Origin of the sequence: Mesorhizobium robiniae, from assembly GCF_040545535.1 — a bacterium.
In the GTDB taxonomy this organism is placed as follows: Bacteria; Pseudomonadota; Alphaproteobacteria; order Rhizobiales; family Rhizobiaceae; genus Mesorhizobium; species Mesorhizobium robiniae.
Genome location: NZ_JBEPMC010000020.1, coordinates 61,407 through 85,487 on the forward strand (window position 1 = coordinate 61,407; position 24,081 = coordinate 85,487).

Annotated in this window: 19 protein-coding genes and 6 pseudogenes; 16 read left to right on the forward strand and 9 right to left on the reverse strand. The window is 61.5% G+C overall.

Features of this window, described 5'->3' with window-relative positions; translation table 11 throughout:
- The first annotated feature begins 16 nt into the window (after positions 1-16).
- From ABID19_RS33030 to ABID19_RS33070, 9 genes are all read left to right on the forward strand, one after another.
- Complete coding sequence (locus tag ABID19_RS33030; protein ID WP_006204697.1) at positions 17-1,306, forward strand: cytochrome P450; 1,290 nt, start codon at positions 17-19, stop codon at positions 1,304-1,306.
- Position 1,307: 1 nt separating this feature from the next.
- A complete protein-coding gene (locus ABID19_RS33035) occupies positions 1,308-1,616 on the forward strand; it encodes a ferredoxin (protein WP_006204698.1) in 309 nt (102 codons plus the stop codon).
- Positions 1,603-2,448, forward strand: a complete 846-nt coding sequence (locus ABID19_RS33040) for an SDR family oxidoreductase (protein WP_006204699.1) — start codon at positions 1,603-1,605, stop codon at positions 2,446-2,448. The genes ABID19_RS33035 and ABID19_RS33040 overlap by 14 nt, the downstream gene beginning before the upstream one ends.
- Before the next feature lie 9 nt (positions 2,449-2,457).
- A complete protein-coding gene (locus ABID19_RS33045; protein WP_006204700.1) occupies positions 2,458-3,801 on the forward strand; it encodes a cytochrome P450 in 1,344 nt (447 codons plus the stop codon).
- 147 nt (positions 3,802-3,948) lie between these two features.
- Entirely contained in the window at positions 3,949-4,947 is a 999-nt protein-coding gene (locus ABID19_RS33050) for a polyprenyl synthetase family protein (protein WP_040583538.1), read from the forward strand.
- 307 nt (positions 4,948-5,254) lie between these two features.
- A complete protein-coding gene (locus ABID19_RS33055) occupies positions 5,255-6,805 on the forward strand; it encodes a hypothetical protein (RefSeq protein WP_263805099.1) in 1,551 nt (516 codons plus the stop codon).
- Positions 6,802-7,704 carry a terpene synthase family protein gene (locus ABID19_RS33060; protein WP_263805097.1) on the forward strand — a complete coding sequence of 301 codons (903 nt, stop codon included), beginning with the start codon at positions 6,802-6,804 and terminating at the stop codon, positions 7,702-7,704. Before ABID19_RS33055 ends, ABID19_RS33060 begins: the two co-directional genes overlap by 4 nt.
- Positions 7,705-7,789: 85 nt before the next feature.
- Positions 7,790-8,839 (forward strand): type 2 isopentenyl-diphosphate Delta-isomerase, encoded by a 1,050-nt coding sequence (gene fni / locus ABID19_RS33065; protein ID WP_040583539.1) that lies wholly within the window; start codon positions 7,790-7,792, stop codon positions 8,837-8,839.
- Between the two features lie 533 nt (positions 8,840-9,372).
- Complete coding sequence (locus tag ABID19_RS33070) at positions 9,373-9,810, forward strand: VirK family protein (RefSeq protein WP_006204705.1); 438 nt, start codon at positions 9,373-9,375, stop codon at positions 9,808-9,810.
- A 103-nt stretch (positions 9,811-9,913) separates the two neighbouring features.
- Here ABID19_RS33070 and ABID19_RS33075 read toward each other — a convergent pair.
- Positions 9,914-10,015 (reverse strand): annotated as a pseudogene (locus ABID19_RS33075) (IS6 family transposase); the annotation flags it as partial.
- A 127-nt stretch (positions 10,016-10,142) separates the two neighbouring features.
- Here ABID19_RS33075 and ABID19_RS34435 point away from each other — a divergent pair.
- A pseudogene (locus ABID19_RS34435) lies at positions 10,143-10,937 on the forward strand (IS6 family transposase).
- Between the two features lie 194 nt (positions 10,938-11,131).
- On the opposite strand, the gene ABID19_RS33090 reads toward ABID19_RS34435, so the two are convergent.
- Entirely contained in the window at positions 11,132-12,307 is a 1,176-nt protein-coding gene (locus ABID19_RS33090) for a cytochrome P450 (RefSeq protein WP_006204707.1), read from the reverse strand.
- Between the two features lie 244 nt (positions 12,308-12,551).
- Between ABID19_RS33090 and ABID19_RS33095 the strand changes: the two are divergent.
- Positions 12,552-12,931: pseudogene (locus ABID19_RS33095) on the forward strand (IS6 family transposase); the annotation flags it as partial.
- Positions 12,932-13,041: 110 nt separating this feature from the next.
- Positions 13,042-13,310, forward strand: a pseudogene (locus ABID19_RS34440) (BP74-related protein).
- Positions 13,311-13,469: 159 nt separating this feature from the next.
- On the opposite strand, the gene ABID19_RS33100 reads toward ABID19_RS34440, so the two are convergent.
- Together ABID19_RS33100 and ABID19_RS33105 are read right to left on the reverse strand one after the other, a co-directional pair.
- Complete coding sequence (locus ABID19_RS33100) at positions 13,470-14,390, reverse strand: omptin family outer membrane protease (protein WP_263791605.1); 921 nt, start codon at positions 14,388-14,390, stop codon at positions 13,470-13,472.
- A 112-nt stretch (positions 14,391-14,502) separates the two neighbouring features.
- Positions 14,503-14,982: pseudogene (locus ABID19_RS33105) on the reverse strand (IS6 family transposase); the annotation flags it as partial.
- An 890-nt stretch (positions 14,983-15,872) separates the two neighbouring features.
- Between ABID19_RS33105 and ABID19_RS33110 the strand changes: the two are divergent.
- Positions 15,873-16,028: pseudogene (locus ABID19_RS33110) on the forward strand (IS256 family transposase); the annotation flags it as partial.
- A 629-nt stretch (positions 16,029-16,657) separates the two neighbouring features.
- On the opposite strand, the gene ABID19_RS33115 reads toward ABID19_RS33110, so the two are convergent.
- Both ABID19_RS33115 and ABID19_RS33120 read right to left on the reverse strand, forming a co-directional pair.
- The gene (locus tag ABID19_RS33115; RefSeq protein ID WP_263805095.1) at positions 16,658-17,440 is read right to left on the reverse strand and encodes a YkgJ family cysteine cluster protein; all 783 of its coding nucleotides are present in this window, start codon (positions 17,438-17,440) and stop codon (positions 16,658-16,660) included.
- 251 nt (positions 17,441-17,691) lie between these two features.
- Positions 17,692-17,844, reverse strand: coding sequence for a hypothetical protein (locus tag ABID19_RS33120; protein ID WP_263805093.1), 153 nt, complete (start codon positions 17,842-17,844; stop codon positions 17,692-17,694).
- Positions 17,845-18,073: 229 nt separating this feature from the next.
- On the opposite strand from ABID19_RS33120, the gene ABID19_RS33125 reads away from it, so the two are divergent.
- From ABID19_RS33125 to ABID19_RS33135, 3 genes are all read left to right on the forward strand, one after another.
- Positions 18,074-18,583: a helix-turn-helix domain-containing protein gene (locus ABID19_RS33125; protein WP_263791600.1), complete on the forward strand. Its 510-nt coding sequence runs from the start codon at positions 18,074-18,076 to the stop codon at positions 18,581-18,583.
- 46 nt (positions 18,584-18,629) lie between these two features.
- The gene (locus ABID19_RS33130) at positions 18,630-19,493 is read left to right on the forward strand and encodes a DUF3800 domain-containing protein (protein WP_263805091.1); all 864 of its coding nucleotides are present in this window, start codon (positions 18,630-18,632) and stop codon (positions 19,491-19,493) included.
- A gap of 193 nt (positions 19,494-19,686) precedes the next feature.
- Positions 19,687-21,339 (forward strand): hypothetical protein, encoded by a 1,653-nt coding sequence (locus tag ABID19_RS33135; protein ID WP_263791597.1) that lies wholly within the window; start codon positions 19,687-19,689, stop codon positions 21,337-21,339.
- Positions 21,340-21,401: 62 nt separating this feature from the next.
- On the opposite strand, the gene ABID19_RS33140 is transcribed toward ABID19_RS33135, so the two are convergent.
- The 3 genes from ABID19_RS33140 to ABID19_RS33150 all read right to left on the reverse strand — a co-directional run bounded on the left by ABID19_RS33140 (position 21,402) and on the right by ABID19_RS33150 (position 23,761).
- Positions 21,402-21,593: an ATP-binding domain-containing protein gene (locus ABID19_RS33140; RefSeq protein WP_354494736.1), complete on the reverse strand. Its 192-nt coding sequence runs from the start codon at positions 21,591-21,593 to the stop codon at positions 21,402-21,404.
- A gap of 171 nt (positions 21,594-21,764) precedes the next feature.
- The gene (purU, locus tag ABID19_RS33145) at positions 21,765-22,649 is read right to left on the reverse strand and encodes a formyltetrahydrofolate deformylase (RefSeq protein ID WP_263805089.1); all 885 of its coding nucleotides are present in this window, start codon (positions 22,647-22,649) and stop codon (positions 21,765-21,767) included.
- A 146-nt stretch (positions 22,650-22,795) separates the two neighbouring features.
- Positions 22,796-23,761, reverse strand: coding sequence for a threonine/serine dehydratase (locus ABID19_RS33150; protein ID WP_412177251.1), 966 nt, complete (start codon positions 23,759-23,761; stop codon positions 22,796-22,798).
- Positions 23,762-24,081 lie beyond the last annotated feature (320 nt).

Consider the following 24,081-nt stretch of genomic DNA (forward strand, 5'->3'; position numbering starts at 1 on the left):
GCCAACAGGTAACCAGATGGACGTGCAAGAAGCCACGGCAGCATGCCGGGACGCCTTCGCCGAACTGGCATCGCCAGCGTGCATCCACGACCCGTATCCGTTCATGCGGTGGTTGCGCGAGCACGATCCGGTGCATCGTGCGGCGTCGGGCCTCTTTCTGTTGAGCCGCCACGCCGACATCTACTGGGCGCTCAAGGCCACGGGCGATGCGTTTCGGGGACCGGCGCCGGGCGAACTGGCGCGCTATTTCCCGCGTGCGGCCACCAGCCTGTCACTCAATCTGCTGGCGTCCACCCTAGCGATGAAGGAACCACCGACGCATACGCGTCTGCGCCGGCTGATCTCGCGCGATTTCACCATGTGCCAGATCGACAACCTGCGGCCGAGCATCGCGCTCATCGTCGCAGCGCGCCTGGACGGCATCGCGCCCGCGCTTGAGCGCGGGGAGGCGGTGGACCTGCATCGGGAATTCGCGCTGGCCTTGCCCATGCTGGTTTTCGCCGAACTGTTCGGCATGCCCCAGGACGACATGTTCGGGCTCGCCGCCGGCATCGGCGCCATTCTGGAAGGCCTGAGCCCGCACGCCAGCGATCCACAGCTCGCCGCGGCGGACGCGGCCAGCGCCAGGGTGCAGGCCTACTTCGGCGACCTCATACAGCGCAAGCGCACCGATCCCCGCCACGACATCGTGTCGATGCTGGTCGGCGCACACGACGACGATGCCGACACGCTGTCGGATGCGGAGTTGATCAGCATGCTGTGGGGCATGCTGCTGGGCGGCTTCGCCACCACTGCTGCGAGCATCGACCATGCGGTCCTGGCGATGCTGGCGTATCCCGAACAGCGGCACTGGCTGCAGGGAGACGCCGTGGGGGTGAAGGCATTCGTCGAAGAAGTCCTGCGCTGCGACGCGCCCGCCATGTTCAGCTCCATTCCGCGTATCGCCCAGCGCGACATCGAACTGGACGGCGTGGTGATCCCGAAGAACGCGGACGTGCGCGTGCTGCTCGCGGCCGGCAATCGCGACCCGGACGCCTTCGCCGATCCCGACCGCTTCGATCCCGCGCGGTTCTACGGCACCAGTCCTGGCATGTCGACCGACGGGAAGATCATGCTGAGCTTCGGCCACGGCATCCACTTCTGCCTCGGTGCGCAACTGGCCCGGGTGCAGTTGGCCGAGAGCCTGCCGCGGATCCAGGCGCGCTTCCCCACGCTGGCATTGGCCGAGCAGCCGACCCGGGAGCCCTCCGCGTTCCTTAGGACCTTCCGCGCGCTGCCGGTGCGGCTGCATGCGCAGGGGGGCTGAGATGCGCGTCGTGGTCGACCAGGATCTGTGCGGAACCACCGGGCAGTGCGTGCTGACGCTGCCGGGCACCTTTCGCCAGCGCGAACCGGACGGCGTGGCCGAAGTGTGCGTGGCGACGGTCCCGCAGGCGCTGCACGCCGCCGTGCGGCTGGCGGCCAGCCAGTGCCCGGTCGCCGCCATTCGGGTCATCGAAAGCAACGCTGGCGATGACGAGCGCGCCAGCGCCGACCCTGCGCCTTCTCCGGCGGAGGCCGAGCGGCATGCCGCGAAAGACCAACGCAATCCAGGAGGACACGATGGGACGGTTTGAAGGCAAGGTGGCCGTGGTAACCGGCGCCGGCGCCGGCATCGGCAAGGCATGCGCCCTCGCCATCGCGCGCGAGGGCGGCAGAGTGGTGGTGGCCGACATTGATGGCTCGGGGGCCATCGCCTGCACCGCGCAGATCAAGGCCGAAGCGGGCCACGCGCTGGCCCTGGCCATGGACATCGCCGATGCGCAGGCGGTGGCCGCGCTGTTCGAGACGGCGGAGCGGCACTTCGGTGGGGTCGACCTGCTGGTGAACAACGCGAGCGCCATGCATCTGACCCCGCGCGACTGCGCGATCCTCGACTTGGACCTGGCGGTCTGGGATCAGACCATAGCGACCAATCTGCGCGGCACGCTGCTCTGCTGCCGGCAGGCCATTCCACGGATGATCGCCCGCGGCGGTGGCGCGATCGTCAACATGTCGTCGTGCCAGGGGCTCAGCGGTGACACCGCGCAGACGTCCTACGCCGCGTCGAAGGCGGCGACGAACATGCTGTCGGCCTCGCTCGCCACCCAGTACGGTCATGCGCAGATCCGCTGCAACGCGGTTGCGCCGGGTCTCATCATGACCGAGCGTCTCCTCGCCAAGCTGGACGAGTGCATGCAGCGGCATCTGCGCCGGCACCAGCTCCTGCCGCGCGTCGGCCGCCCCGAGGACGTGGCCTCGCTGGTGGCGTTCCTGCTCTCCGACGATGCCGCGTTCATCACCGGCCAGGTCGTGTGCATCGACGGCGGCATGCTGGCGCATGTGCCGACGTACGCCGACGGTGGCAACAGCCGCGCCGCGCGGCCTGCCGGCGACACCGCCGAAGCGGCCGCGGCGCCGCGCTGCTGATGGAGCTGGATGGACATGCTGCTTAACCCGCTGAACCGTCGCCACCGGCTGCGGTACGACATCCCGGTCGTGCCCGGCGCTTTCCCCCTGGTCGGGCATCTTCCCGCCATCGTCGGCGACCTGCCGCGCCTGCTGCGGCGCGCGGAACGGACGCTGGGCAGCCACTTCTGGCTGGATTTCGGCCCTGCCGGACAGCTGATGACCTGCGTGGATCCGGCTGCGTTCGCACTGCTCCGGCACAAGGATGTGTCCTCGGCGCTGATCGAAGAGATCGCGCCCGAATTGCTCGGCGGAACGTTGGTCGCCCAGGACGGCGGCGCGCACCGGCAGGCGCGCGATGCGATCAAGGCGGCGTTCCTGCCCAAGGGGCTGACCCAGGCCGGCATCGGCGACCTGTTCGCGCCCGTCATCCGGGCGCGGGTGCAGGCGTGGCGCGACCGCGGCGACGTAACCATCCTGCGCGAAACCGGCGACCTGATGCTCAAGCTCATCTTCAGCCTCATGGGAATCCCCGCGCAGGACCTGCCGGGATGGCATCGGAAGTACCGGCAACTGCTGCAGTTGATCGTCGCGCCCCCGATCGACCTGCCCGGGCTGCCCTTGCGGCGCGGCCGCGCCGCCCGCGACTGGATCGACGCGCAGTTGCGCCAGTTCGTCCGCGACGCGCGCGCGCATGCCGCGCGCACCGGGTTGATCAACGACATGGTGAGCGCCTTCGATCGCAGCGACGATGCGCTCTCCGATGACGTCCTGGTCGCCAATATCCGCTTGCTGCTGCTTGGCGGTCACGAGACCACCGCCTCGACGATGGCCTGGATGGTGATCGAGCTGGCGCGGCAGCCTGTGCTGTGGGACGCCCTGGTCGAAGAGGCGCAACGCGTGGGCGCCGTGCCGACCCGGCACGCGGACCTGGCGCAGTGTCCGGTCGCCGAGGCGCTGTTCCGAGAGACGCTGCGCCTCCATCCGGCGGTCACGCTCCTGCCGCGTCGCGCGCTGCAGGAATTGCAACTCGGCCAACGGCGCATTCCCGCGGGCACACATCTGTGCATCCCGCTGCTGCATTTCTCGACCTCGGCGCTGCTGCATGAGGCGCCTGATCAGTTCCGCCTGGCGCGGTGGCTGCAACGCACGGAGCCGATCCGGCCGGTGGACATGCTGCAGTTCGGTACCGGCCCACACGTCTGCATCGGCTACCACTTGGTATGGTTGGAACTGGTGCAGTTCTGCATCGCCTTGGCGCTGACCATGCACAAGGCCGGGGTGCGGCCGCGGTTGCTGAGCGGCGTCGAAAAAGGCCGGCGCTATTACCCGACCGCACAGCCGTCCATGACAATCCGCATCGGATTCTCATGAGCTGGCATCGCATGCCCCGTGTGGCGATGCAGCGGCGCCGGTGAGGCGTGCGGCATTGCTGCACTCGGCGCGCTCGGTGTGACGCCGGCAACACCGCGGTGGCTCGGCGCTCGCCGGGGCCGTGTCAGGTACAAGGACATGAACAACATGCAGACCGGTTCCACACTATACGACGACCGAACTGGCGTTTCCGCGCTCGGCGGATTGGGCGCGCCGGCGCGCGGCGCATCCGGCAGGCCGCTCCCGGAGATCTGGATGCAGGACGGCGCAAAGCGGATCGAACAGGCACTGGCGCGTCTTCTCTGCGCCGAAGACGACGGTGAGACCGAGCTGATGGCGGCGATGCGCTACGCCACCTTGCATGGCGGGAAGCGCACCCGCGCCTTGCTCTGTCTGGCCGCCGGCGCACTGGCCGACACGCCGGCGCACATGCTCGACGACGTCGGCGCCGCCATCGAGATGATGCACGCCTGTACCCTGGTCCACGACGACCTGCCCGCGATGGACGACGACGTGCTTCGCCGCGGCCTTCCGACCGTGCACGTCAAGTTCGGCGAAGCCACTGCGATCCTGGTCGGCGATGCGCTGCAGGCGCACGCCTTCCTGACCCTGACGAGCCTGGATGCGCCGGGCGACAACCGTATCGCGCTCGTGCGCGAACTGGCGCAGGCGGTGTCCGCCGAGGGTGCCGCAGGCGGGCAGGCCATCGATCTGTCGCTGGGCGGAAAGCACGTCGGGCTGGACAGGATCGTGGCGATGCACCGGATGAAGACCGGAGCGCTAGTGCGCGCGTCCGTTCGGATGGGCGCGCTATGCGCCATCGCGGAGGATGCCGCGCACGCTGCGCTGTACTGTGCGCTTGATCGCTACACCGCCTGTTTCGGCCTGGCGTTGCAGGTGGTCGACGACATTCTCGACGCGACAGCGGATACCGCGACGCTGGGCAAGACCCCCGGCAAGGACGCAGCGGCGCAGAAGCCGACCTGCGCGTCGATCATGGGGCTGCAGGCAGCGCGCCAGTTCGCGCTGGATTTGTTGCGCGACGCCGGAGAGGCCATCGCCCCGCTGGGGCCGCGTGCGGAACGGTTGGCGCAGATGCTGCAGCGGGCCAACGCGTATCTGTTCAAGCACGCGCCATGCGCATGAGGGCGCCGGTCCGCATGGAGTCGCCCCCGTGCCGCTGCGATCGGCCGGTGGCAGCGGTGCATGCTGCACTGTGTCCCAGTCCGCGGCGCCGATCGCAGCGGTTGCCCAGCACGGCCGCGGCGCACGCGGCGCGCTGCGCGCAAGCCTATGCGGCGGACCGGCGCCAGCATCGGGGCGCGTCGCCGCGCCGGAACAGGGCGGCCGTCCGGCGCTGCCCATGCGCCTGGCCGCGACGGGCCTGCGGCGACGTGCGCGGCGTCTGCCCGATCCTGGTTCTCGTCAACCGTCTGCGGAAGGAACATCCCGCGTGAACGCGCTGTCCGAACAGGTCCTTTCCGAATTGCGCCACCTGCTGGGCGAGATGAGCGACGGCGGCAGCGTCGGTCCGTCAGTCTACGACACGGCGCGAGCTCTGCAGTTCCACGGCAACGTCACGGGTAGGCGGGACGCATATGCGTGGCTCATCGCGCAGCAACAGCCCGATGGCGGATGGGGAAGCGCGGACTTCCCGCTGTTTCGCCATGCGCCCACGTGGGCGGCGTTGCTGGCATTGCAGCGTGCCGATCCTCTTCCCGGCGCTGCCGACGCAGTCCAGGCTGCAACCCGGTTCCTCGAGCGCCAGCCCGATCCCTACGCGAACGCGGTGCCGGAAGACGCGCCGATCGGCGCGGAGCTGATCCTGCCGCAGTTGTGCGGCGAGGCCGCATCCTTTCTGGGCGGCGTGGCGTTTCCGCGCCACCCGGCGCTGTTGCCGCTGCGACAAGCATGCCTGGTCAAGCTGGGGGCGGTGGCGACGTTGCCGAGCGGCCATCCATTGCTGCACTCCTGGGAAGCTTGGGGGACGTCGCCGACCACCGCATGCCCGGATGACGACGGCAGCATCGGCCTCAGTCCGGCGGCCACCGCCGCGTGGCGTGCGCACGCCGTGACACAGGGGAGCACGCCGCAGGTCGGGCGCGCCGACGCGTATCTGCAGGCGGCATCGCGGGCGACGCGCAGCGGCATCGAAGGTGTCGTTCCCAACGTCTGGCCGATCAGTGTGTTCGAGCCATGCTGGTCGCTGTACACCCTGCATCTGGCCGGGCTGTTCGCGCATCCCGCGCTCGCCGAGGCGGTGCGCGTGATCGTCGCGCAGCTCGACGCCCGCCTGGGCGTGCGCGGTCTGGGCCCCACCTTGCACTTCGCGGCCGATGCGGACGACACCGCCGTTGCGTTGTGCGTCCTGCGCCTTGCAGGACGCGACCCGGCGGTCGATGCGTTGCGCCATTTCGAAATCGGCGAGCTGTTCGTCACCTTCCCCGGCGAGCGCAATGCCTCGGTGTCGACCAACATCCATGCCCTGCATGCGTTGCGACTGTTGGGAAAGCCCACCGCCGGCACCAGCGCCTACGTCGAGGCCAATCGCAACCAGCACAGTCTATGGGACAACGAAAAATGGCACGTTTCCTGGCTATATCCCACCGCGCATGCGGTCGCGGCGCTGGCGCAAGGCAAGCCCCAGTGGCGCGACGAGCGCGCGCTGGCGGCGCTGCTGCAGGCCCAGCGCGACGACGGCGGCTGGGGCGCCGGTCGCGCATCCACATTCGAGGAAACCGCCTATGCGCTGTTTGCCTTGAACGTGCTGGACGGGAGGGAAGAGCCGACAGTGCGCCGGCGCATCGCGCAGGCTGTGGCGCGTGCGCGGGAGTGGATGCTCGCCCGCCATGCGGCGCATGCATTGCCGCAGACGCCGCTGTGGATTGGCAAGGAACTGTATTGCCCCACCCGGGTCGTGCGCGTGGCCGAACTCGCCGGGTTGTGGCTGGCGATTCGTTGGCAGCGGCGCGTCCTGGCCGAGGGAGCGGGAGCGGCGCCATGATCCGGACCGAACGCGCGCTGCAGCAGGTGCTGGAGTGGGGGCGTTCGCTGACCGGGTTCGCCGACGAGCATGCCGTGGAAGCGGTCAGGGGCGGCCAGTACATCCTGCAGCGCATCCACCCGAGCCTGCGCGACACCAGCGCCCGCACCGGTCGCGATCCGCAGGACGAAACGCTGATCGTGGCGTTCTATCGCGAACTGGCGCTGCTGTTCTGGCTCGACGATTGCAACGACCTTGGCCTGATCGCGCCGGAGCAACTTACCGCGGTGGAGCAGGCGCTGGGGCTGGGCGTGCCGTGCGCGCTCCCCGGATTCGAGGGCTGCGCTGTGCTGCGCGCTTCGCTGGCCGCGCTCGCCTACGATCGTCGCGACTATGCTCAGCTTCTCGACGATACCCGGTGCTACTGCGCGGCGCTGCGCGCCGGACATGCGCAGGCGGCAGGGGCGGAACTCTGGTCCTACGCCGAGTACCTGCACAACGGCATCGATTCGATCGCCTACACAAACGTGTTCTGTTGCCTGTCGTTGCTGTGGGGGCTGGACATGGCGATCTTGCGCGCGCGTCCGGCGTTTCGCCAGGTCCTGCGGCTCCTCTCCGCGATAGGGCGCCTGCAGAACGATCTGCATGGACGCGACAAGGACAGGTCGGCCGGCGAGGCCGACAACGCAGCGATCCTGCTGCTGCAGCGCTATCCGGCTATGCCTGTGGTGGAGTTCCTCAACGACGAGCTGGCCGGCCATACGCGCATGCTGCACCGGGTGATGGCGGAAGAACGCTTTCCCGCGCCGTGGGGACCGTTGATCGAGGCCATGGCGGCCATCCGCGCGCAGTACTACCAGACTTCGACCAGTCGCTACGGCAGCGACGCTGTGGGGGGAGGCCAGCGTGCGCCGGCCTGAACGCGCGGGAGGCGGCGGCGTGCGCGCGCTGCCGTCGGTCCGATCCGACGCAACGCCGTCGCCCGATGCGACGGATGGAGCCAGCATGAGCGACACCGCCCTGAGCCGGCGCAAGGACGACCATCTGGACATCGTGGTGGATCAGCGAACGGCGCTGGCCGCGGTCGCCGCCGGCTGGGAGTACATCCGTTTCGAACACTGCGCATTGCCCGAGTTGGACCTGACGCAGATCGACCTGCGCGCCTCGCTGCTGGGCAAGACCATGCGCGCGCCGCTGCTGATCAGCTCCATGACCGGCGGCATGCCACGCGCCGAGGCCATCAACCGGCATCTGAGCGAGGCAGCGCAAGCCTTGGGGATCGCCATGTGCGTCGGTTCGCAGCGCGTGAGCCTGCAATCCCGCAACTCCCAGGGGCTGACGCGCGCGCTGCGCCGCCTGGCCCCGGACATTCCCTTGCTGGCCAATATCGGCGCCGCGCAACTGCGCGAGGCCGACGGCCTGGGCCTGGCGCGCCGGGCGGTGGATGCGCTGGAGGCCGATGGACTCATCGTCCATCTCAATCCGCTGCAGGAAGCGGTACAGCCGGAGGGCGACCGCGACTGGCGCGGCGTCCTGGCGCAGATTGCTCGCGCCGCGCGGAGCGTGGGCGTGCCGATCGTGGCCAAGGAAGTGGGGTCGGGCCTGTCCGCCTCGGTGGCCTGTGCGCTCGTCGAGGCGGGCGTGGCGGTGATCGATATCGCCGGCGCCGGTGGCACCAGTTGGGCCGCGGTAGAGGCCGAGCGCGCCCGCAATGCCGCCGACCGTGCAGTGGCGATGGCGTTCGCCGATTGGGGGATTCCGACCCCGGCCAGCGTGCAGGCGGTACGTCGGGCGCTGCCAACGGTGAAGCTGATCGCGTCGGGCGGGATCCGCGACGGTGTCGACGTGGCCAAGGCCATCCGCCTGGGCGCGGACGTCGTCGGGCAGGCGGCCGGCGTGCTGCGCGCGGCTACGGTATCCACCGAGGCGGTTGTCGCGCATTTCGAGATCGTCATCCGCCAGTTGGCCGTCGCCTGCTTCTGCACCGGCTCGGCCGATCTGGCGGCGTTGCGTCAGGCGCGCTTGTTGCCCTCGGCGCATCTGCCCGCCGGTTGATGCCGGCGTCGCCCGCACGTGGCGGCGGGCGCCTAGTCTTACTGAGTCAGAAAGTCGCGGCGTCCCCAGAAATCACGAGAAGCAAGCAAACTCAGTTCGCTTCGTTCGACCTTAGCGTACGATTTTGAGCGGCTCTTGTTCTGACCCCATGGACGCACATCTTCATCAGCCGTCAGTTGACTTTACGGTGCCAGACGGTGGAGCGCGTCAGCTTCTCGAAAGCTTGCCCGAGTAGTTTTGAGTCTCCGGTGATCTACAACCGTGAGGCTAGCGTGGACGTATCTAATTTCAGTCCAATGGATCCCGCATGGCGGAGACGTTCTACGCCATGCAACGGCAGCCGGTGGGACACGCCGGGCGCGATGGCTTTGAGCAGCACGCTGCGCGAGGCACGCCGCACCGATGCCGACCCCGTCGCTGGGGTCCATGCGCCTCGAGACCGCTTTTATCCTAACTGCAGAACGCCTTCTGCACTGGCCCAATAGCGTCGGCATGCCCTCGCTTCTGAACGTCGCTCCAAAATAGGATCACCTATGAAATCTATGCTACCCGCCCTGCTCGGGATACTTTTGGCTACGACTGCCAATGCTGCCAATGATAGTCATTTACTAGCAACCTTTCCCCAGATTGAGCTGGCGCTGAATGCCGGCAAGCAAGTGGGTGTTATGGTCGATTTAAGTTTGTGTACTCCGGCGAACGCCGATACGCCGCCGACGAAGACGCGAGGAGGCCTTCGCATAGATGGGTATAGAATCACTTCTGACGGCACCCTCGCTTTTGCGGATCAGCACTTTACGATTGATCGTGACGGTAAGCCCATTCTTCAATTTCTTCGCTACCAAATCCGGTTGGACGGTGACGCCGAACTCACCATGGTGGTATTCAACATGCCAAGCTATGAGAGAAAAGGTACCAGCTTGGCCTACAAGTGCGCGATCAGTCACGGGTTGAGTTTCTTCGCTCCACAGTGATCGCTGGCGGCGATGTCACGTTGTCTGAATATAAACGCGTTGAGACCTGCGGCGGCACTGTAAAGTTATCAGCGGATTGATGCAGCGATAGCTGGCCGGGACGGCTGTGATGCGTGACGATGATGCCGCGGGCTGCCAGCATGTCCTCAACCATGCGCAGACTGAGCGGAAAGCGAAAGCAGAGCCATACCGCTTGCGCAATGATAAGCGGTGGCGACGATAGAGCGGATCACAAGCAACTTCTGACATGGCCCCATGCTCTGAGGATGTGTTGCAAAGTTTTTGGTAATCAGACGCATGACATTAGGCTCCGGTGTTCCCAGAGAGTTGAGATGTTCAAAGGTCGCCATTTCGACCAAATCTGTGATCTTGCTTTGCATTCGCTGGTATCTGGCCTACGGACTGAACCTACGCGACCTTAGAGAAATGATGACGGAGCGTGGCATTAGTGTCGATCATCAACGATCCATCGCTGGGTCGTTCATTTCGCGCGACTACCGGATTACCCGATTGATTTACATGCGAGCCAATGCATCGCGAATGAGACCTTTCGGGAGCCGGCGCCTTGGATGCCGAGATGAAGCGCCAAATGGGATGACTTCGAAAAGAAAGCGACAAACTCACCGGGCGCTGACGATCAATTAAAGAACCTACATCAAGGTCTGCGGGCGATGGATGCACCTCTATCGCGCCATCGACAGCGTCAGCGACACCGTCGAGTTCTGGCTCAGTGAATACCGGGATTTGCCGACCGCCAAGCGTTTCTTCACAAAAGCGTTGGCACGCCATGGCCGTACCGATCGCATCGTCATCGACGGCAGTCAGACCAACGGGGAAGCCATCGTTTCCTGCGATGCCACAAGTCGATTGCAGGATTGCTCCCGGCGCCGGTCGAAGCCGATCCGCATCCGCCAAAGCCAATACCTCAATAACAGTATCGAGCAGGATCATCGGCGCATCAAGCGCCGCGTGCGGCCGATGCTCAGTTTCAAATCGACGGACGCCGCCGGGGTGTCACCCTGTCCGGCATCGAGATAGTCCACATGATGCGCGAACGACAGGCGCGGTACGCCTTCAATCCGAACCCGTCTCTCGCCGAGCAGTTCGAAAGCCTCGCTGCCACATGAGGTTGCCACCACTCTGGCAAATTCTCTGACCAGACAAAACTTTGCAACGGAACCCTCGACACGTGGCTATCTGAGCCTCGTAGAGTTCGGTGAACGAGCTATGTTGGCTTAACTGCGGGTCCGAAAAACCGGCAGCATGCCGTTGCGTCGCTTTGCCAGAGAATGGCAGCCATAGAAGCTCAAAGCGTAACTAGTCATGACAGCTTAACCGGCAAATTGATCGGCCCTCGAAAGCCGAAGCCGCGCCATTGCACCACCTGAGGATCCGGCAGCGTCATATTCGGAAAACGCTCGAATAGCATGGGCAGCATGATTGCCCCTACGGTTTGACGCGAGATTTGCGCGCCTGCACAGTGATGCGGCCCCGAGCCGAAGGACTGATGCGGAATCTTTTGGCGGAAGACGTTGAACCGCTCTCCGTCTTCGAAGACCTCTTCATCGCGATTGGCCGAAGCTTGGATGGTCATCACGGTATCGCCCTTCGGAATAAGAAAACCGCGAATCTCCGTGTCCTCCCGCACGAGGCGCGAACTCGCCTGGATCGGAGCAATCCACCGCACGCCCTCCTCGAAGGCCTGCCCCCAGCATTGCTGCCTCTGGACCTCCTCGAACTGCTCGGGATTGGTCAGCAACCCGTAGACGATCGTGCCGAGAGCGTCGCGGGGCTCGTTAATTCCCCCGCCAATGGCGATCTTGATGTTGGCATACATCTGACTCATGGGTATCGGATCAGGCGCGTTCACCATGATCGCGAAAGCCGAGGGGTTCGGTTCCGCCCGGTGCTTTTCGATTAGGTTGTCGAAGAGCCTGTTCATCTCGGCATTGGCTTCGTCCGATCGCTCGAATGGCTCCGGCTGCCATCCAAAATTGCCCGCCCCGTCGATCAGCCGCTGCGACCAGCGTATCATCTCTGCGTCGGATGCTCCGCAAATCCCGAGGATATGGGCTAGAATGCGGGCGGCCACCGGGCCGCAGATCTCTGCAAACAGATCCACTGTGCCGCCGCGCGGAAGGCGATCCAGATACTCGTTCACGATGTCGCGATAGATTGGCGCCCAATGTTCCGCGATAGTCTTGGGGGCGAAAGCCTTGGCCATGGCCATTCTTTCGCGGGCGTGTTCCGCGCCATCCTTTCGCATCAGAGTATGGGCCTGAAAGGCCGGCTTCATCGGTGTGTTGGGATCATCCGAACTGAAGCGCTCGGGCTGGTCCTTCACCATTTTCGTGTCGGAGGCCTTAGTGAGAAACGTCCGCTGCACGGAGGCAACGTGCACCACGGGGGTCTGCGCGCGCATCCGGCGATAGATCGGATATGGGTCGAATGTAAGCTCGTCGATCGTGGATACCCGATCTACTGGCACCAGTCGCATTGCGGGACTTCTCCTCTTAGTTCATTTGATATCAGCCGACGTACGCTCCATCCGCGGACGAAGACGCTTGAAAGATCGTGCGGCGGTGCTGTCAGCCGGCTTCTTCTGGTCTTCGATGCCCCGGGCCTGCGGGCTGTCTAAGCGAGGACATGGGCTATCGCAATGACCCAGACCGGTTCTGTCGCAAACTTTTCGGAAAGATCATTTGCTGCATGACGCTTGCTCTTTTTTCCGGGAGTTTGTCATGTTCAAAGGCCGCCATTTCGATCGATCCGTGATCTTGCTGTGCGTTCGCTGGTATGTTGCCTACAATCTCAGCCTACGTGATCTGGAAGAGATGGATGGCCGAGCGCGGCATTCACGTCGACCATTCCACTGTCCACCGCTGGCTCGTGCATTTTTCGCCTCTGCTGCTTGAACGGTTCAATCGGAGAAAACGTCCGGTCACCGGCAAGTGGCACGTTAATGAATGTCCGGGTGCGCGGTCGCTGGATGTATCTCTACCGCGCCGACGACAGCGTGGGCGACACGGTCGAGTTCTTCTTCAGCGAGAACCATGACCTGCCGACGGCCAAACGCTTCTTCATCGACGGCAGCCAGACCAATCACGAGGGCTCTGTCGCAGGGTCGATGTGCAAAACGATCTTGGCAACCTCTCGCCAGTCGGCATCTTCAGCGGCCGCGTCGAAACGGTCGCGCATGCACGTGATATTTTCAAGTCAAAAGCAAAAGGCATGACGATCGCTGGAACCATCCAGCCGAAGAAGGCGGCCTACAATCCTGGCTGGTCTTTCATGTGGAAGCCTGAGACTGTGAGCTTAGCGAGAACCACATAGAGGTCTGCAACGCTGAAATGACCGAAGTGGAGAAACACCTGAGGAGCTTTTTGCCCCACAACACATGGTGCCCATGGAACGCCACCCTGACTGAAGAGATCACCGACAAAAGTTGGAACCCTGATGTCGCCTTGATGCACTCACTTGACCTAATCCTCCCCATGTGAGGTTCTGGCAGGCTCGTTACCTCGCCTCGATACGCCGCTCTCCTCAAACCGTCATCACCCAGTTTCCGCCATAGCTCTTCATGCCATCGGTCTATGCCGCAAATCCCTGAACCCGAGTTAAGTTGATAACGCCCTTCCGGGTCGTGGCCAATTGCTTTCTCAGTTGAACTTGATGTTCGCCTGCACGAACATGCCGTAGCGCTCTGCCTGCCAGTCCTCGACCTGCGGGATACCTCCGCCCGGTGTCTCGTCGAAATGCGCTGTGCCGTCAGCTGCCACCCTCCAGTAGCGGGCGCCGACGCCGATGTTGAACAAATCCGTGACCTTGTAGTTCAACACTGCCTCAAGTTGAACCCCATGCCCGTCGCCGTTTTCAGGCATAGGGTTGATCTTTGGGCGCAGAAGGTGCCGATCTTTGCCATCGAGCCGCGTGAACAGGAACGCCACGTCGCCAGAAAGGCTGAGTCGTTCGGTGAGTTGCGTCTGCCCGGCCAGGCCGAGCCGCAGCGAATGCCAATCGTTGTCCTGGCTGATGATGCCGACATTGGTCGGGATGGCTGGCGCACAAATCCACGGGTTGGTCGCCTGCTGCGCGCAACCGGCAGCGTTGTAGCGCTCGTTCCAGAAATTATAGCCGACAAAGGCACCGATGCGGCGGCGAGGCGTGTTCCAGAAATAGTATCCTAGATCGGTGATGAAATAGGTGATGTCGCCGCGGTGATCGCTCGACGTGTTCGAATAAGGGTTGGTATACGGGAGGAAATCCTCGTCGACGAGAGAGCCCTCGGCGATCCCGCCCGCACCAAGGAGGCCCTTTACGAAAATGCCAGTCGGATTGTGGGTCGCGTTGAAGAAGACTTCGCCCGAATGCGCATCGAGGCGGTCATAGGTGAGCCGCGAGACCCGTAGCGTGCCGCTGGAATCGTAGAGGTCCTTCGATGCTTCGCCGGTACTGTACCAGTAGCGTAGCCCGCCCTCGAAAGATACCAATGCCGGATCGGCGATTGCCAGAACGTCGGCAGCGGTAGCGGTCGCTGTCAGCCCACAAAGCGCCACATATGTCAAAAACAGTTGCCGCATGGATATCTCTACTCCTTTGTGTCGTGGCGATTTTGGGGGTTCTGTCGCTAAACTCATAAACAGACTTGCGTGGATGACGCGGGTTGGTTCAAGGGCGTTGTCACCTCTGCGATGGGACGAAGAGGTTTCGGACGGCGGAGAACATCGACACGAAATGTTGCAATGAGCCGCAGGTGAGAATTCTCCGCCCGGTTGTTCATGCCTTTATGCGAACGGTGTTCCACGTTCGGCATGAGCTGGCGTTTGGCCCCCGTAGGACGCATTCTGTCGATGATTTTACGCTTGGCGGCAGCCCTTGCCTCTTCAGAAGTCGCGTCAGCAGGCGCCTGGCGGCCTTGGTGTTGCGACGCGTCTGGACAATCTGGTCGAGCACATATCCGTCCTGATCAACCGCTCTCCACAACCAGCATTTCTGATCGTTGATGCGCACCACGACTTCACCCAGCAGCCCGCCGCAAGGCACCAACGAAAGACGATGACGTATGCGGCGAGCATAATCAGGGCCGTGCTTTCGGCACCATCGGCGGATGGTCTCGTAGGAAACGACGATCCCGCGATCGAGCTGCATTTCCTCGACATCGCGCAAGCTGAGATTGATCGGCATAGAGGCGTCGACCACCCCCTTGGTACCGAGTGCCTGGAATTCCTTGGCCTGCTCCACACACATTTCGACCCGCTTGCGCCAGTCTTGGCCATTTCGTTATCCTTCTGGTCGACGATCTCTCTTGCGTACGCATGTTTTTTGCAACACGGCGCCTTTGGCGCTGAGTAAGCCAAGCGTCGAGCTTTCGTTCGCCGGGCCTCTGTCATCTCTCGACCGTTGCTCACCAAGACGGCGATCTACCCTGCGGCTTGCCGAGCGCAAAAGACCGTTGAACGGTGGCCAGAGTATATATGATACAGACAACTTGGTTTGTTAAGATTATGATATACTTTGGCTAACCCGTCTTATGCACGACGGAACGTCTGAGAGGCTTGCGGATGTAGCCTGAGCGGTTGATTTGGCGTAGGATTCGGTTGTCTAAGCGGCGCCGGGTCAGTGGCGCTAGCGGCCCGCCATGGCGCGGACAATGATGCTGCGTCGCAGCATTGTTTACGAGGGCTTCACCCAACATCGAATGCCCGTTCAGGATAGGAGATCGATATGATCCGCCTTCGGACGTTCCAGCTCCTGAAGTTCAGACACTGTCAAGTGAGCGTCTCTTAGGATCCTGCGCTGTGTAGAATAAAATTCAGACCTTCAACCCCAGCATCCGGTGACGGCCTTAGCCTGCCGCATTGGATCGTTCTTCTCGAACCAACGCGTATTGGCGTGGCATTCGTTCGATGGCATGCGCATATATTGTAACTCTTGATCAGAAAGGCGTTCGACGTGACGGAGGTGACGTCCCGGGACGTGGTGTAGCTGGTAGCGCGGTGGTCATCGGCGCTTTCCGGTAGGGTCTGGTTGTCGACACCAACCCGTTCCTGGAAGGACCACCGATGACCGACGACATGATGAACCTGCGCACGCTCGTGGAGAAGAGCGCGGATGCCGATCTTTTGCGTGAGATGATCGGCTTCGCGGCCGAGCGGCTGATGGAGATGGAGGTGGGTGCCGCGACCGGCGCTGCCTATGGCGAGAAGAACCCGCTCCGTGGCCGTGTTGTGATCCTGCGAGAGCTTCATGATCGGCTGGACGCCGCCGTCTTGAAATCCTACGGGTGGCACGGGGACATTGACGTCGAGCAAATCCTTTACGGCCTTGTCCGGTTGAACGAAGTCCGGGCCGCCGACGAGCGCCGGGGCTTCATCAAATGGCTGCGCCCCGAGTATCAGATCGACAAAATCGGTCCGCTGGCGCATCGCGGCGACCGCGTCCAAGCGATCTTGGCGACCAAGGTCAGGGCGAAGAAGACCCCGTTCCCGGTCGCACGACTGGACCAGGCGCGGGTTGTCCTCGACCTCATGACACGTGCGACAGTGCCCCTGTCGGCAGAAGAAATCGCCGTCGCGTTCACGTCACCGGACGAGACCGTCGCCGAAGTACGCGACGTGCTTCAATCCTTGGTCCGGCTTGGCCAAGCGGAAAGTTGCGATGAAGGAAGAAGCTTTTTCCGAGCCGCATAGGACTAGCACCTTGCAAACACTTGCCTCCGGCCAAATTGCATTGCCTGATCCTCGAGAAGCGGTTCCGACATGTTGAAGCTGACGTTCAGGTCATCATAGCCATAGTCATCGCCATAGACCCCATCCGGAGGTCACCTATTGGTGGTTTCAGCTCCCACTTAAAGTCCCAGCCGAGCCGCGACGTGTTCAACTTGTTGAGCGTTTGTGGGTGAGCCGGTCCGACGCACTTGAAAATCCGCAAATGGATCGCCTCCGTTCAACCAGTCGGTGAGGGAGCTGTTAAAATCCTGCAATGCGATAAGCAACGAGCCACACATCTCCACCGGCTCGACATTCAGGCCTCGTTTTTGGCGCAACGCACTATCAATTCCGACTTGCATCGCGGACGAAAGCATCTGGGGGTGAACGAGAAACCCGACGTCGCCGCCGCCGCTGGTCAGTGCCTGCTCACAGCTTGCCTTGGAATTCGAGTACAGTGCACGGCAGACAGCCGGGCGCCTATCATAGACCGAACACCGATCGTTCACGAGAAGGGGGCAGGTAGCGTGCCTCCCATATCTGGCATGCGGATTGAGGGGCAGTCGTGATATCTCGGACAATCGATGCTCGATGCCTTCCAAATCAACATTCGAGCGCGTCGAAAGGAGCAACTGGGCAAGGATAAATATCTCAAATGGGCTACATAGCACCATCTGATGGCAGCATGCGGAGCAACCTGCTCGACACGCAACAGAATCCTCGGGATTGTTTTTGGCGACCAAATCAAGAGATGCGTTCCGCCCACGGTACGACGCAATTAGTGCATCGACCATATCATTCGGATAGAGGTCGAACGCTTGGCATGTGTTTTGATACGCTTGCCTCAGAACCTTTTCGCCAAGTTCTAGATCCATTGCCGAGGCAAGACCGGCCATTTGCCGTCGTCTTTTCGCTTCACCCACCGGACCGGCCTCCCCGCTGATTCAGCGACTCAGATTACTCTTCTCCACCTTACTGCTTGCGCGCGGCTTCATCCAATTGGCGGAGCAATTTGCGATAGGCATAAGACGGTCTTCTAGGATGAAATGCGAGCGCGCTCTTGACATCGAGGGTGGGGAGCCGCGAACTTCTGCCCCGGGCGCCGCTACCCATCACTGAAGCAACAACGGCTTGTCACACGGATCGGCACCAAGACCCAGCTTCGCTTCGCACCTCAAGCCACCTTGTTCGCCGTCAGGCGGTCGATGAACGCCAGTTGTGGATCGAAATGCAGGTTGCGGCGCTCATCATAGTCAACAAAGGCATCCGAGCCCTTACCTACAGACGCCAAGGGGACTGAACATGGCCTGATATTTCGGGAAATCATGCCTCTCCCACTGGTCATGGGCGTCTGGTGTCGAACTACTACTCGTTTATGTGCAATCCGCTTTCATCTGCGATTAGACGATGCGTCTTTATTTACCAGCCATCCTTGACCGGTAGCCTAGCGACATCTATGTCTTGTCCCTAGAGACAGATACGTCCAGTCGTGCTCCCTTGCGGACCGCGCCAACACTGCGCATTTGTGTCCCAGAAGCGAGCAAAAGGACACTACCATGACCGCGATTCCTCAGCAAGTAGACGACGCGACGCCGGCACCGACGATAAAGACCAACAAAGCCTCTGCCGATAAATGGGGGCAGCAGGTGATCGAGTTGGGCTTCTGCCTCGTTCCATCTCTTTTGCTGCGCGCGCAGCAGCGCATTGGGCTTAACCCCACCCAGCTCGCTGTTCTCCTGCAACTATGCGATTTCTGGTGGGACAAGGAGCGGAAGCCCTTCCCAAGCAAGGAAACCCTCGCACAGCGGTTGAGCCTGAGTGAACGCCAGGTTCAACGCTACATTGCAGAACTCGAGCTGGCTGGATTGGTCCAACGGATCGAACGTCGTAGCAGCAACGGCGGCAAGCTCAGCAATACCTACGACCTGAGCGGTCTTGTGAAGCGCCTTCAGGAACTCGAACCTGAATTCCGCGAAATCGAAGAGTCGGCGAAGGCAGCCCGCAAGGCTGTGACAAAGCGTGGCTACAAGGCGACGGCCAAACCGAGCGGCGGGGCCACACGGTGATCACCTGGAGCCCGCCGTTTAGAAAGAACAAGAGCGAGGGGTTGGCATGAGCTGGGCGCTATTTATTGACGAGTCAGGCCAAGATCGCAGGAATTCGCCGTATGAAGTGCTGGCAGGCGTTGCGATCGAGGACCGCAAGATATGGCCATTGATCCGGCAATTGTCCGATGCCCAGCAGCATATCTTCGGGATGCGTCTCTATCAGGCCTACGGCCAGGAGGCGAAGGCCAAGGAGCTGCTCAAGCCAAAGACTTTCAGACACGCTGCACAATTGCCAGCCTTCGAGCAGAACGCCCGCGGCCGCCTTGCTCGGGAAATCCTTCTTGATGGGACAGCAGTGACGCGCGATCGGTTGACTGCGCTCGCGCAGGCGAAGATCGCCTACTGCGAGTTCGCCCTCAACCTTGCTCGTAGCCACGGAGCGCAGGTCTTCGCAACTATGGTCCCGCAGTCAGCACCCCGACCACCAAGCGATGATGCTATGCGGAAGGACTACGCCTTCCTGTTCGAGCGCTTCTATTATTTTTTGAATGGAATGCCTGATGATCCGATGGGATATCTTGTGTTTGACGAGCTTGATAAAGCGCAGAGCCATGTCCTGCTTGGGCAGGTGTCGAATTATTTCATAAGGACCCGGAATGGAAGGGTGCGCTCCCGCCTCATTATTCCGGAACCGTTCTTCGTACACAGCGATCTAACGACGCTAATTCAACTGACCGACATCGTTGCATATGTCATCAGTTGGGGCTTGCGATTGAATGGGATGACGCTGCCGGCCAGGCCCGAGCTCACGGGACTAGCCGATCGCGTGAAACGAATCCGGTTCAGTCGAGAGACCGAAGGAGGTGAAAAAATCTGGGGGATCAAGCACATTCGGGACTTGAGGCCAGTTCCCCTCAATCCGGCATAAAAAAAGGCAATGCCCACGTTTCCGCGTACAAAGCCTCCGAGAGGACATCTATGTCACGGGGGGGCTAATGTCAACCTTGCCTCAGTAGCGCAGGGTGCCAGCGGCGAAGCGACCTAACGTCGATGAGGATGCCGCAGGTCAAATCACGCCTCAACTATATGTGCAACCGCACCACCACCGCAAAGGCCGCGATATGATCGTTTTCAACGATCTCAAACACGATCTGCTCGAACCGAGCAGAGGCGTTCTGATGGCGCCTACGACGTTCGCGGCGACGCTGGAAGCACATGGTCTCTACAGCACCAAACAGTTCGTGCTGCGCTTGAGCCCACGTGTTCATGAGTTGGTCGACGCCCTCGCCTCTGGCGACTTTGGGAGTCATGAGCCTGCAGACCTCATCCAAGCGTATTCGACCTACATCCATGAGACCGTCCACTGGTGGCAGCATGTAGGCTCGACCGCTGGCCTTATTTTCAGTCTCTGCTACCCGGCGCAATTCTCGAGCAGCCTCGAGCACCTTCAAAAGGCGATCGCGGAGATTGGGCCAAAGAAATCGCTAAAACGGTGGGCTGATGATGCGCTTCGCCATGGCACGGCGCCCTCACCCAAGGCGCTCGCCGAGGCGAACATCGCCGTCAACAATGCGCTGGACGTCGAGTTCTACAAATTCTTCGCGCATAGCCCAAACCGGTCAACCGAGCTCAGGCAGAACCAGCATTTTGAAAGCGTGGGTCATTCTTATCGCATTGCCTACAGCAACACGTTGATGGCGCTCGTCCAGTCGTGCGATCTTGCGCCCGACAGCCTGCCTGATGCGGAACGATGGCAAGCAGAGTTCGATCGCCTCATGCTCGCGCGCCACGAGGGCTTCTACCATGGATCGCCAATCACCCGCGGTAACGTGGGTCTCCACGCTATCTTCGAGGGCCAGGCGCGCTTCATCCAACTTCAGTTTCTCGCTGCGTCAGGCGGCCCCTCGACCTGCGCGGCCTATGCTGCCGACGGTTATCTGAGCGGTATTTACGTCGATGCGTTTACAGAATTCCTGCGCCTCAGTGAATCCGAATGGCCCGAGACAATCGACAATCCCATCGTCGGGCTGTTTCTGCTGATCTGCGACCTCTCCATCAACCCGACCCGCGGCTTTCCCCTCGACATCGAACGTTTCGAGGATTTCATTTCTGATGTCGATGCCGGCGCACGCTTCGCCCTGCTTTGTCAGGCCGCGCGAGAGCATCCTGAAGTGAAGCAAGCGATCCAGGCCTATAGCTTTGAAGAGTATGCATTCGTTTCGCGGGTCCTCGCAGACCGCTGCGGCTACGACCATCCGCTTGTCGCCCTACAAGCTGTTATAGCCTTGTCTGAGACGGCGGCGGGCCAAGCCCTCATGGCCCAATGGGCGAGTTTCGAGTACGCCACTGGTAACCTACCTATCCGGGTTATGACCTCACATTTTATGGATTTCTGCAGGAGTAAGATCGCCCATCCCCACTTCTTCTGTTGGGCCGGCAGAGCGTTGGCCCTGGGCGGCACGACTGAGGTATCGCAGGGGCTCTTCCTGCGCCACGTGTCGCTCTTCACCGACCGCGCCGACACGGAGCAAATCTTTACGCGCGCGTTCGCGGGTCGCGAGGGGACGGCGATCAAGCGTATGCTCGATACCTTTATGGCATCGACGGTTCTTTACGATCTGACATGGCAATGGATTCTTCGGGACGGACCCTTTCACTACGATTTTCGATCGCTGACCGGCGATAGTCTAAACGGGGCCACGGAAATCTGGGCCAAGAATGCCTTCAAGGAGGCGTTTGGCCACCACCCGGACGATTTCAAGCAACTAAAGTAGGGCAACGGCTCGAAGCCCTCACGATATCGACCAAATGGGCGGCCGGAGAAATTTTACGCTGCTCAGCCTAGCGCGTTGAACAGCGGAGTTGCATTGTTTTGCGAAACAACAAGAGTCAACGTTTCTTTGGCCCGGCTCAAGCCGACATACAGAAGTCTGCGCTTGTATTCCGTCCCTGAGAACGCCGATCGGTCACACATCATGATTAAGGTGTTCGCGCACTCAAGGCCCTTGGACTTGTGAATTGTGCTCAAGTCACAAATGTTTTCCGTCCCGATCCAGGCGCACCATTGCGATGCAATAAGGTCTCGGAAGCAAGACCTTTTGACGCCTGCTCATCTGGACTGTGCTGGGATGAATCGCAGGCAAATAGGTTGTGGACGGTCCCTGCCACGAAAAGTGTGCACCCTCAGGCGGGGCCAAATTTAACCCATGCGTTCCGATGCGTAGCTTCCAGGGCTCGCTGGGAAGACGACGGTGCGGTTGCCGTTCAAGAAGACGCGGTGATGGATATGGGCGTGGATCGCTCGTGCCAGGACCTGACTTTCAACGTCACGGCCCATTGAGACGTAGTCTTCAACGCTTTGAGCATGCGTGATGCGCACCGTGTCCTGCTCAATGATTGGCCCTTCATCTAGATCCGGCGTCACATAATGCGCAGTGGCACCGATCAGCTTCACGCCGCGCTCATACGCCTGCTTGTAGGGATTAGCTCCCTTGAAGCTCGGCAGGAAGGAGTGATGGATGTTAATGATCTTGCCCGACATCTTGCGGCACATAGCGTCTGAAAGAACCTGCATATAGCGGGCGAGAACGATGAGCTCGGTACCCGTCTGCTCGACAAGATCTATGAGCTGCGCTTCCGCCCGGGGTTTGTTCTCCTTCGTCACCTTTATGTAGTGGAAGGGAATATCATGATTGACCACCACCTTCTGGTAATCGAAGTGGTTCGAGACGACGCCGACGATATCGATCGGGAGTGCCCCGATCCGCCAACGGTACAGAAGGTCGTTGAGGCAGTGCCCGAACGCCGAGACCATCAACAGCACTTTCATCCTTTGCGTCTGGATGTGAAGCTCTGCTTCCATGTGAAATTTTTCGGCGATCGGTCTCAGCCCCTCGGCAAGCGCTTCGGCTCCTTTCCCGTCCTCTGATATGAAGGAGACGCGCATGAAGAAGCGACCAGTGCTGAGATCGTCGAATTGCGAACTATCGACAATATTGCAGCCCATTTCGCAGAGAAAGGCGGAGATGGCGGCTACTATTCCTCGCGTTGATTGACACGTTGCTGTCAGCATAAAAGTGGTCATTCGTTGCCTTTTAGGGTTATCGGACAAGATCCGCTACTTCGTGAAGCGGAAAGGTGGCGGCAAAAGTAGCTTTAGGCTTGAGGGTTTTCGGAGGCCGGCCCTATCCTTAACAATGACAAACGTTGCGCTCCGGCGGCGGCAGGAGGTCAACTCAGAAATTCGCGCCAGGCGCTCAGGTCCACGTTCCCTCCCGATACCACTGCAACGACGGTCTTGCCGCTCCACATTTCGCGGTGCCGCAGGACCGCAGCTACCGCAGCTGCTCCACCGGGTTCGGCAACGATCTTCATCTCATCCGCCAATAATCGCATCGCGAAAATGACGTCAGCTTCCGACGCTTCGTAGCCGAGGGAGACAAGTTTCTGATTGATCGGAAAGGTCTTCTCACCTGGAATTTGTGTTACGATCGAGTCGCAGATCGAGTTGTACCCGGGTTCATTTCCAACACGCTCGCCTGCTATCAACGATCGCCTGGTATCGTCGAAATGTTCCGGCTCAGCCGCGCAGACAGTGGTCGCTGGGGACAACTCTGCCATGGCGGTGGCAATACCAGCGATCAGCCCACCGCCACCAACGGGGCACACCAAAGCGTCCGCGGACGTTTTCAGTTTCGCCAGTTGATCGACGATTTCCAGTGCAACTGTTCCCTGCCCCGACATCAAAACATAATCATCATAGGGAGCAATCAAAGTCGCTCCCGTTTGCTCGGCCACATCTCGTGCGATCTTGGCCCTGTCGCCGGTTGCCCGATCATATGTGATCACCTTGGCCCCGTACTGGGCGGTGTTGCGCAGTTTCACGGCTGGCGCATCCTGCGGCATGATTATGGTCGATGGGACATTCATTTCCGCAGCCGCGGCAGCAACCCCTTGAGCATGATTGCCGGATGAAAAGGCCACGACACCCGCCGCGCGCTGCTTTTTGCTCAACGACGCGATCTTGACGTAGGCCCCACGAATCTTGAACGACCCGGTCCGCTGCAAGCACTCGGCTTTTACGAGCAAGCGGAAGCCAAGACGGCGGTTGAGAAGTTCGGATTCGAGCAAAGGCGTAAGGCGTGTTACGCCCTCGAGAACCCGGGCGGCATGAACGATCATTTTATATTCGAGCATCGCGCTGCTTTCCAACCAGAAGCTAATGAAATCTCGTTGCCGCTCGCTGATCACATCACGCAATCAGCGGGTGAACCCGGGTGGGCTCTAAGCCTTGGAAGGTCCGCGCTCGCGGCAGGCCTGTTCAAATCGCTGAATTTGCTCTGTGCTGTCGCAGTAGGACATCACCATGCGGAAGCCTTGACCTTTGCGCTGAAAGTTCCACGGCCTTAGGTGGATATCCTTTGACCTTGCCCCCAGTTTCTATCCAGTTTTGAGTTCGTTTCGGGCGTGGGTTGTGCCCTGCTGGGCGGGTGAAGCGACGGGCGCTGGCGCGGAGC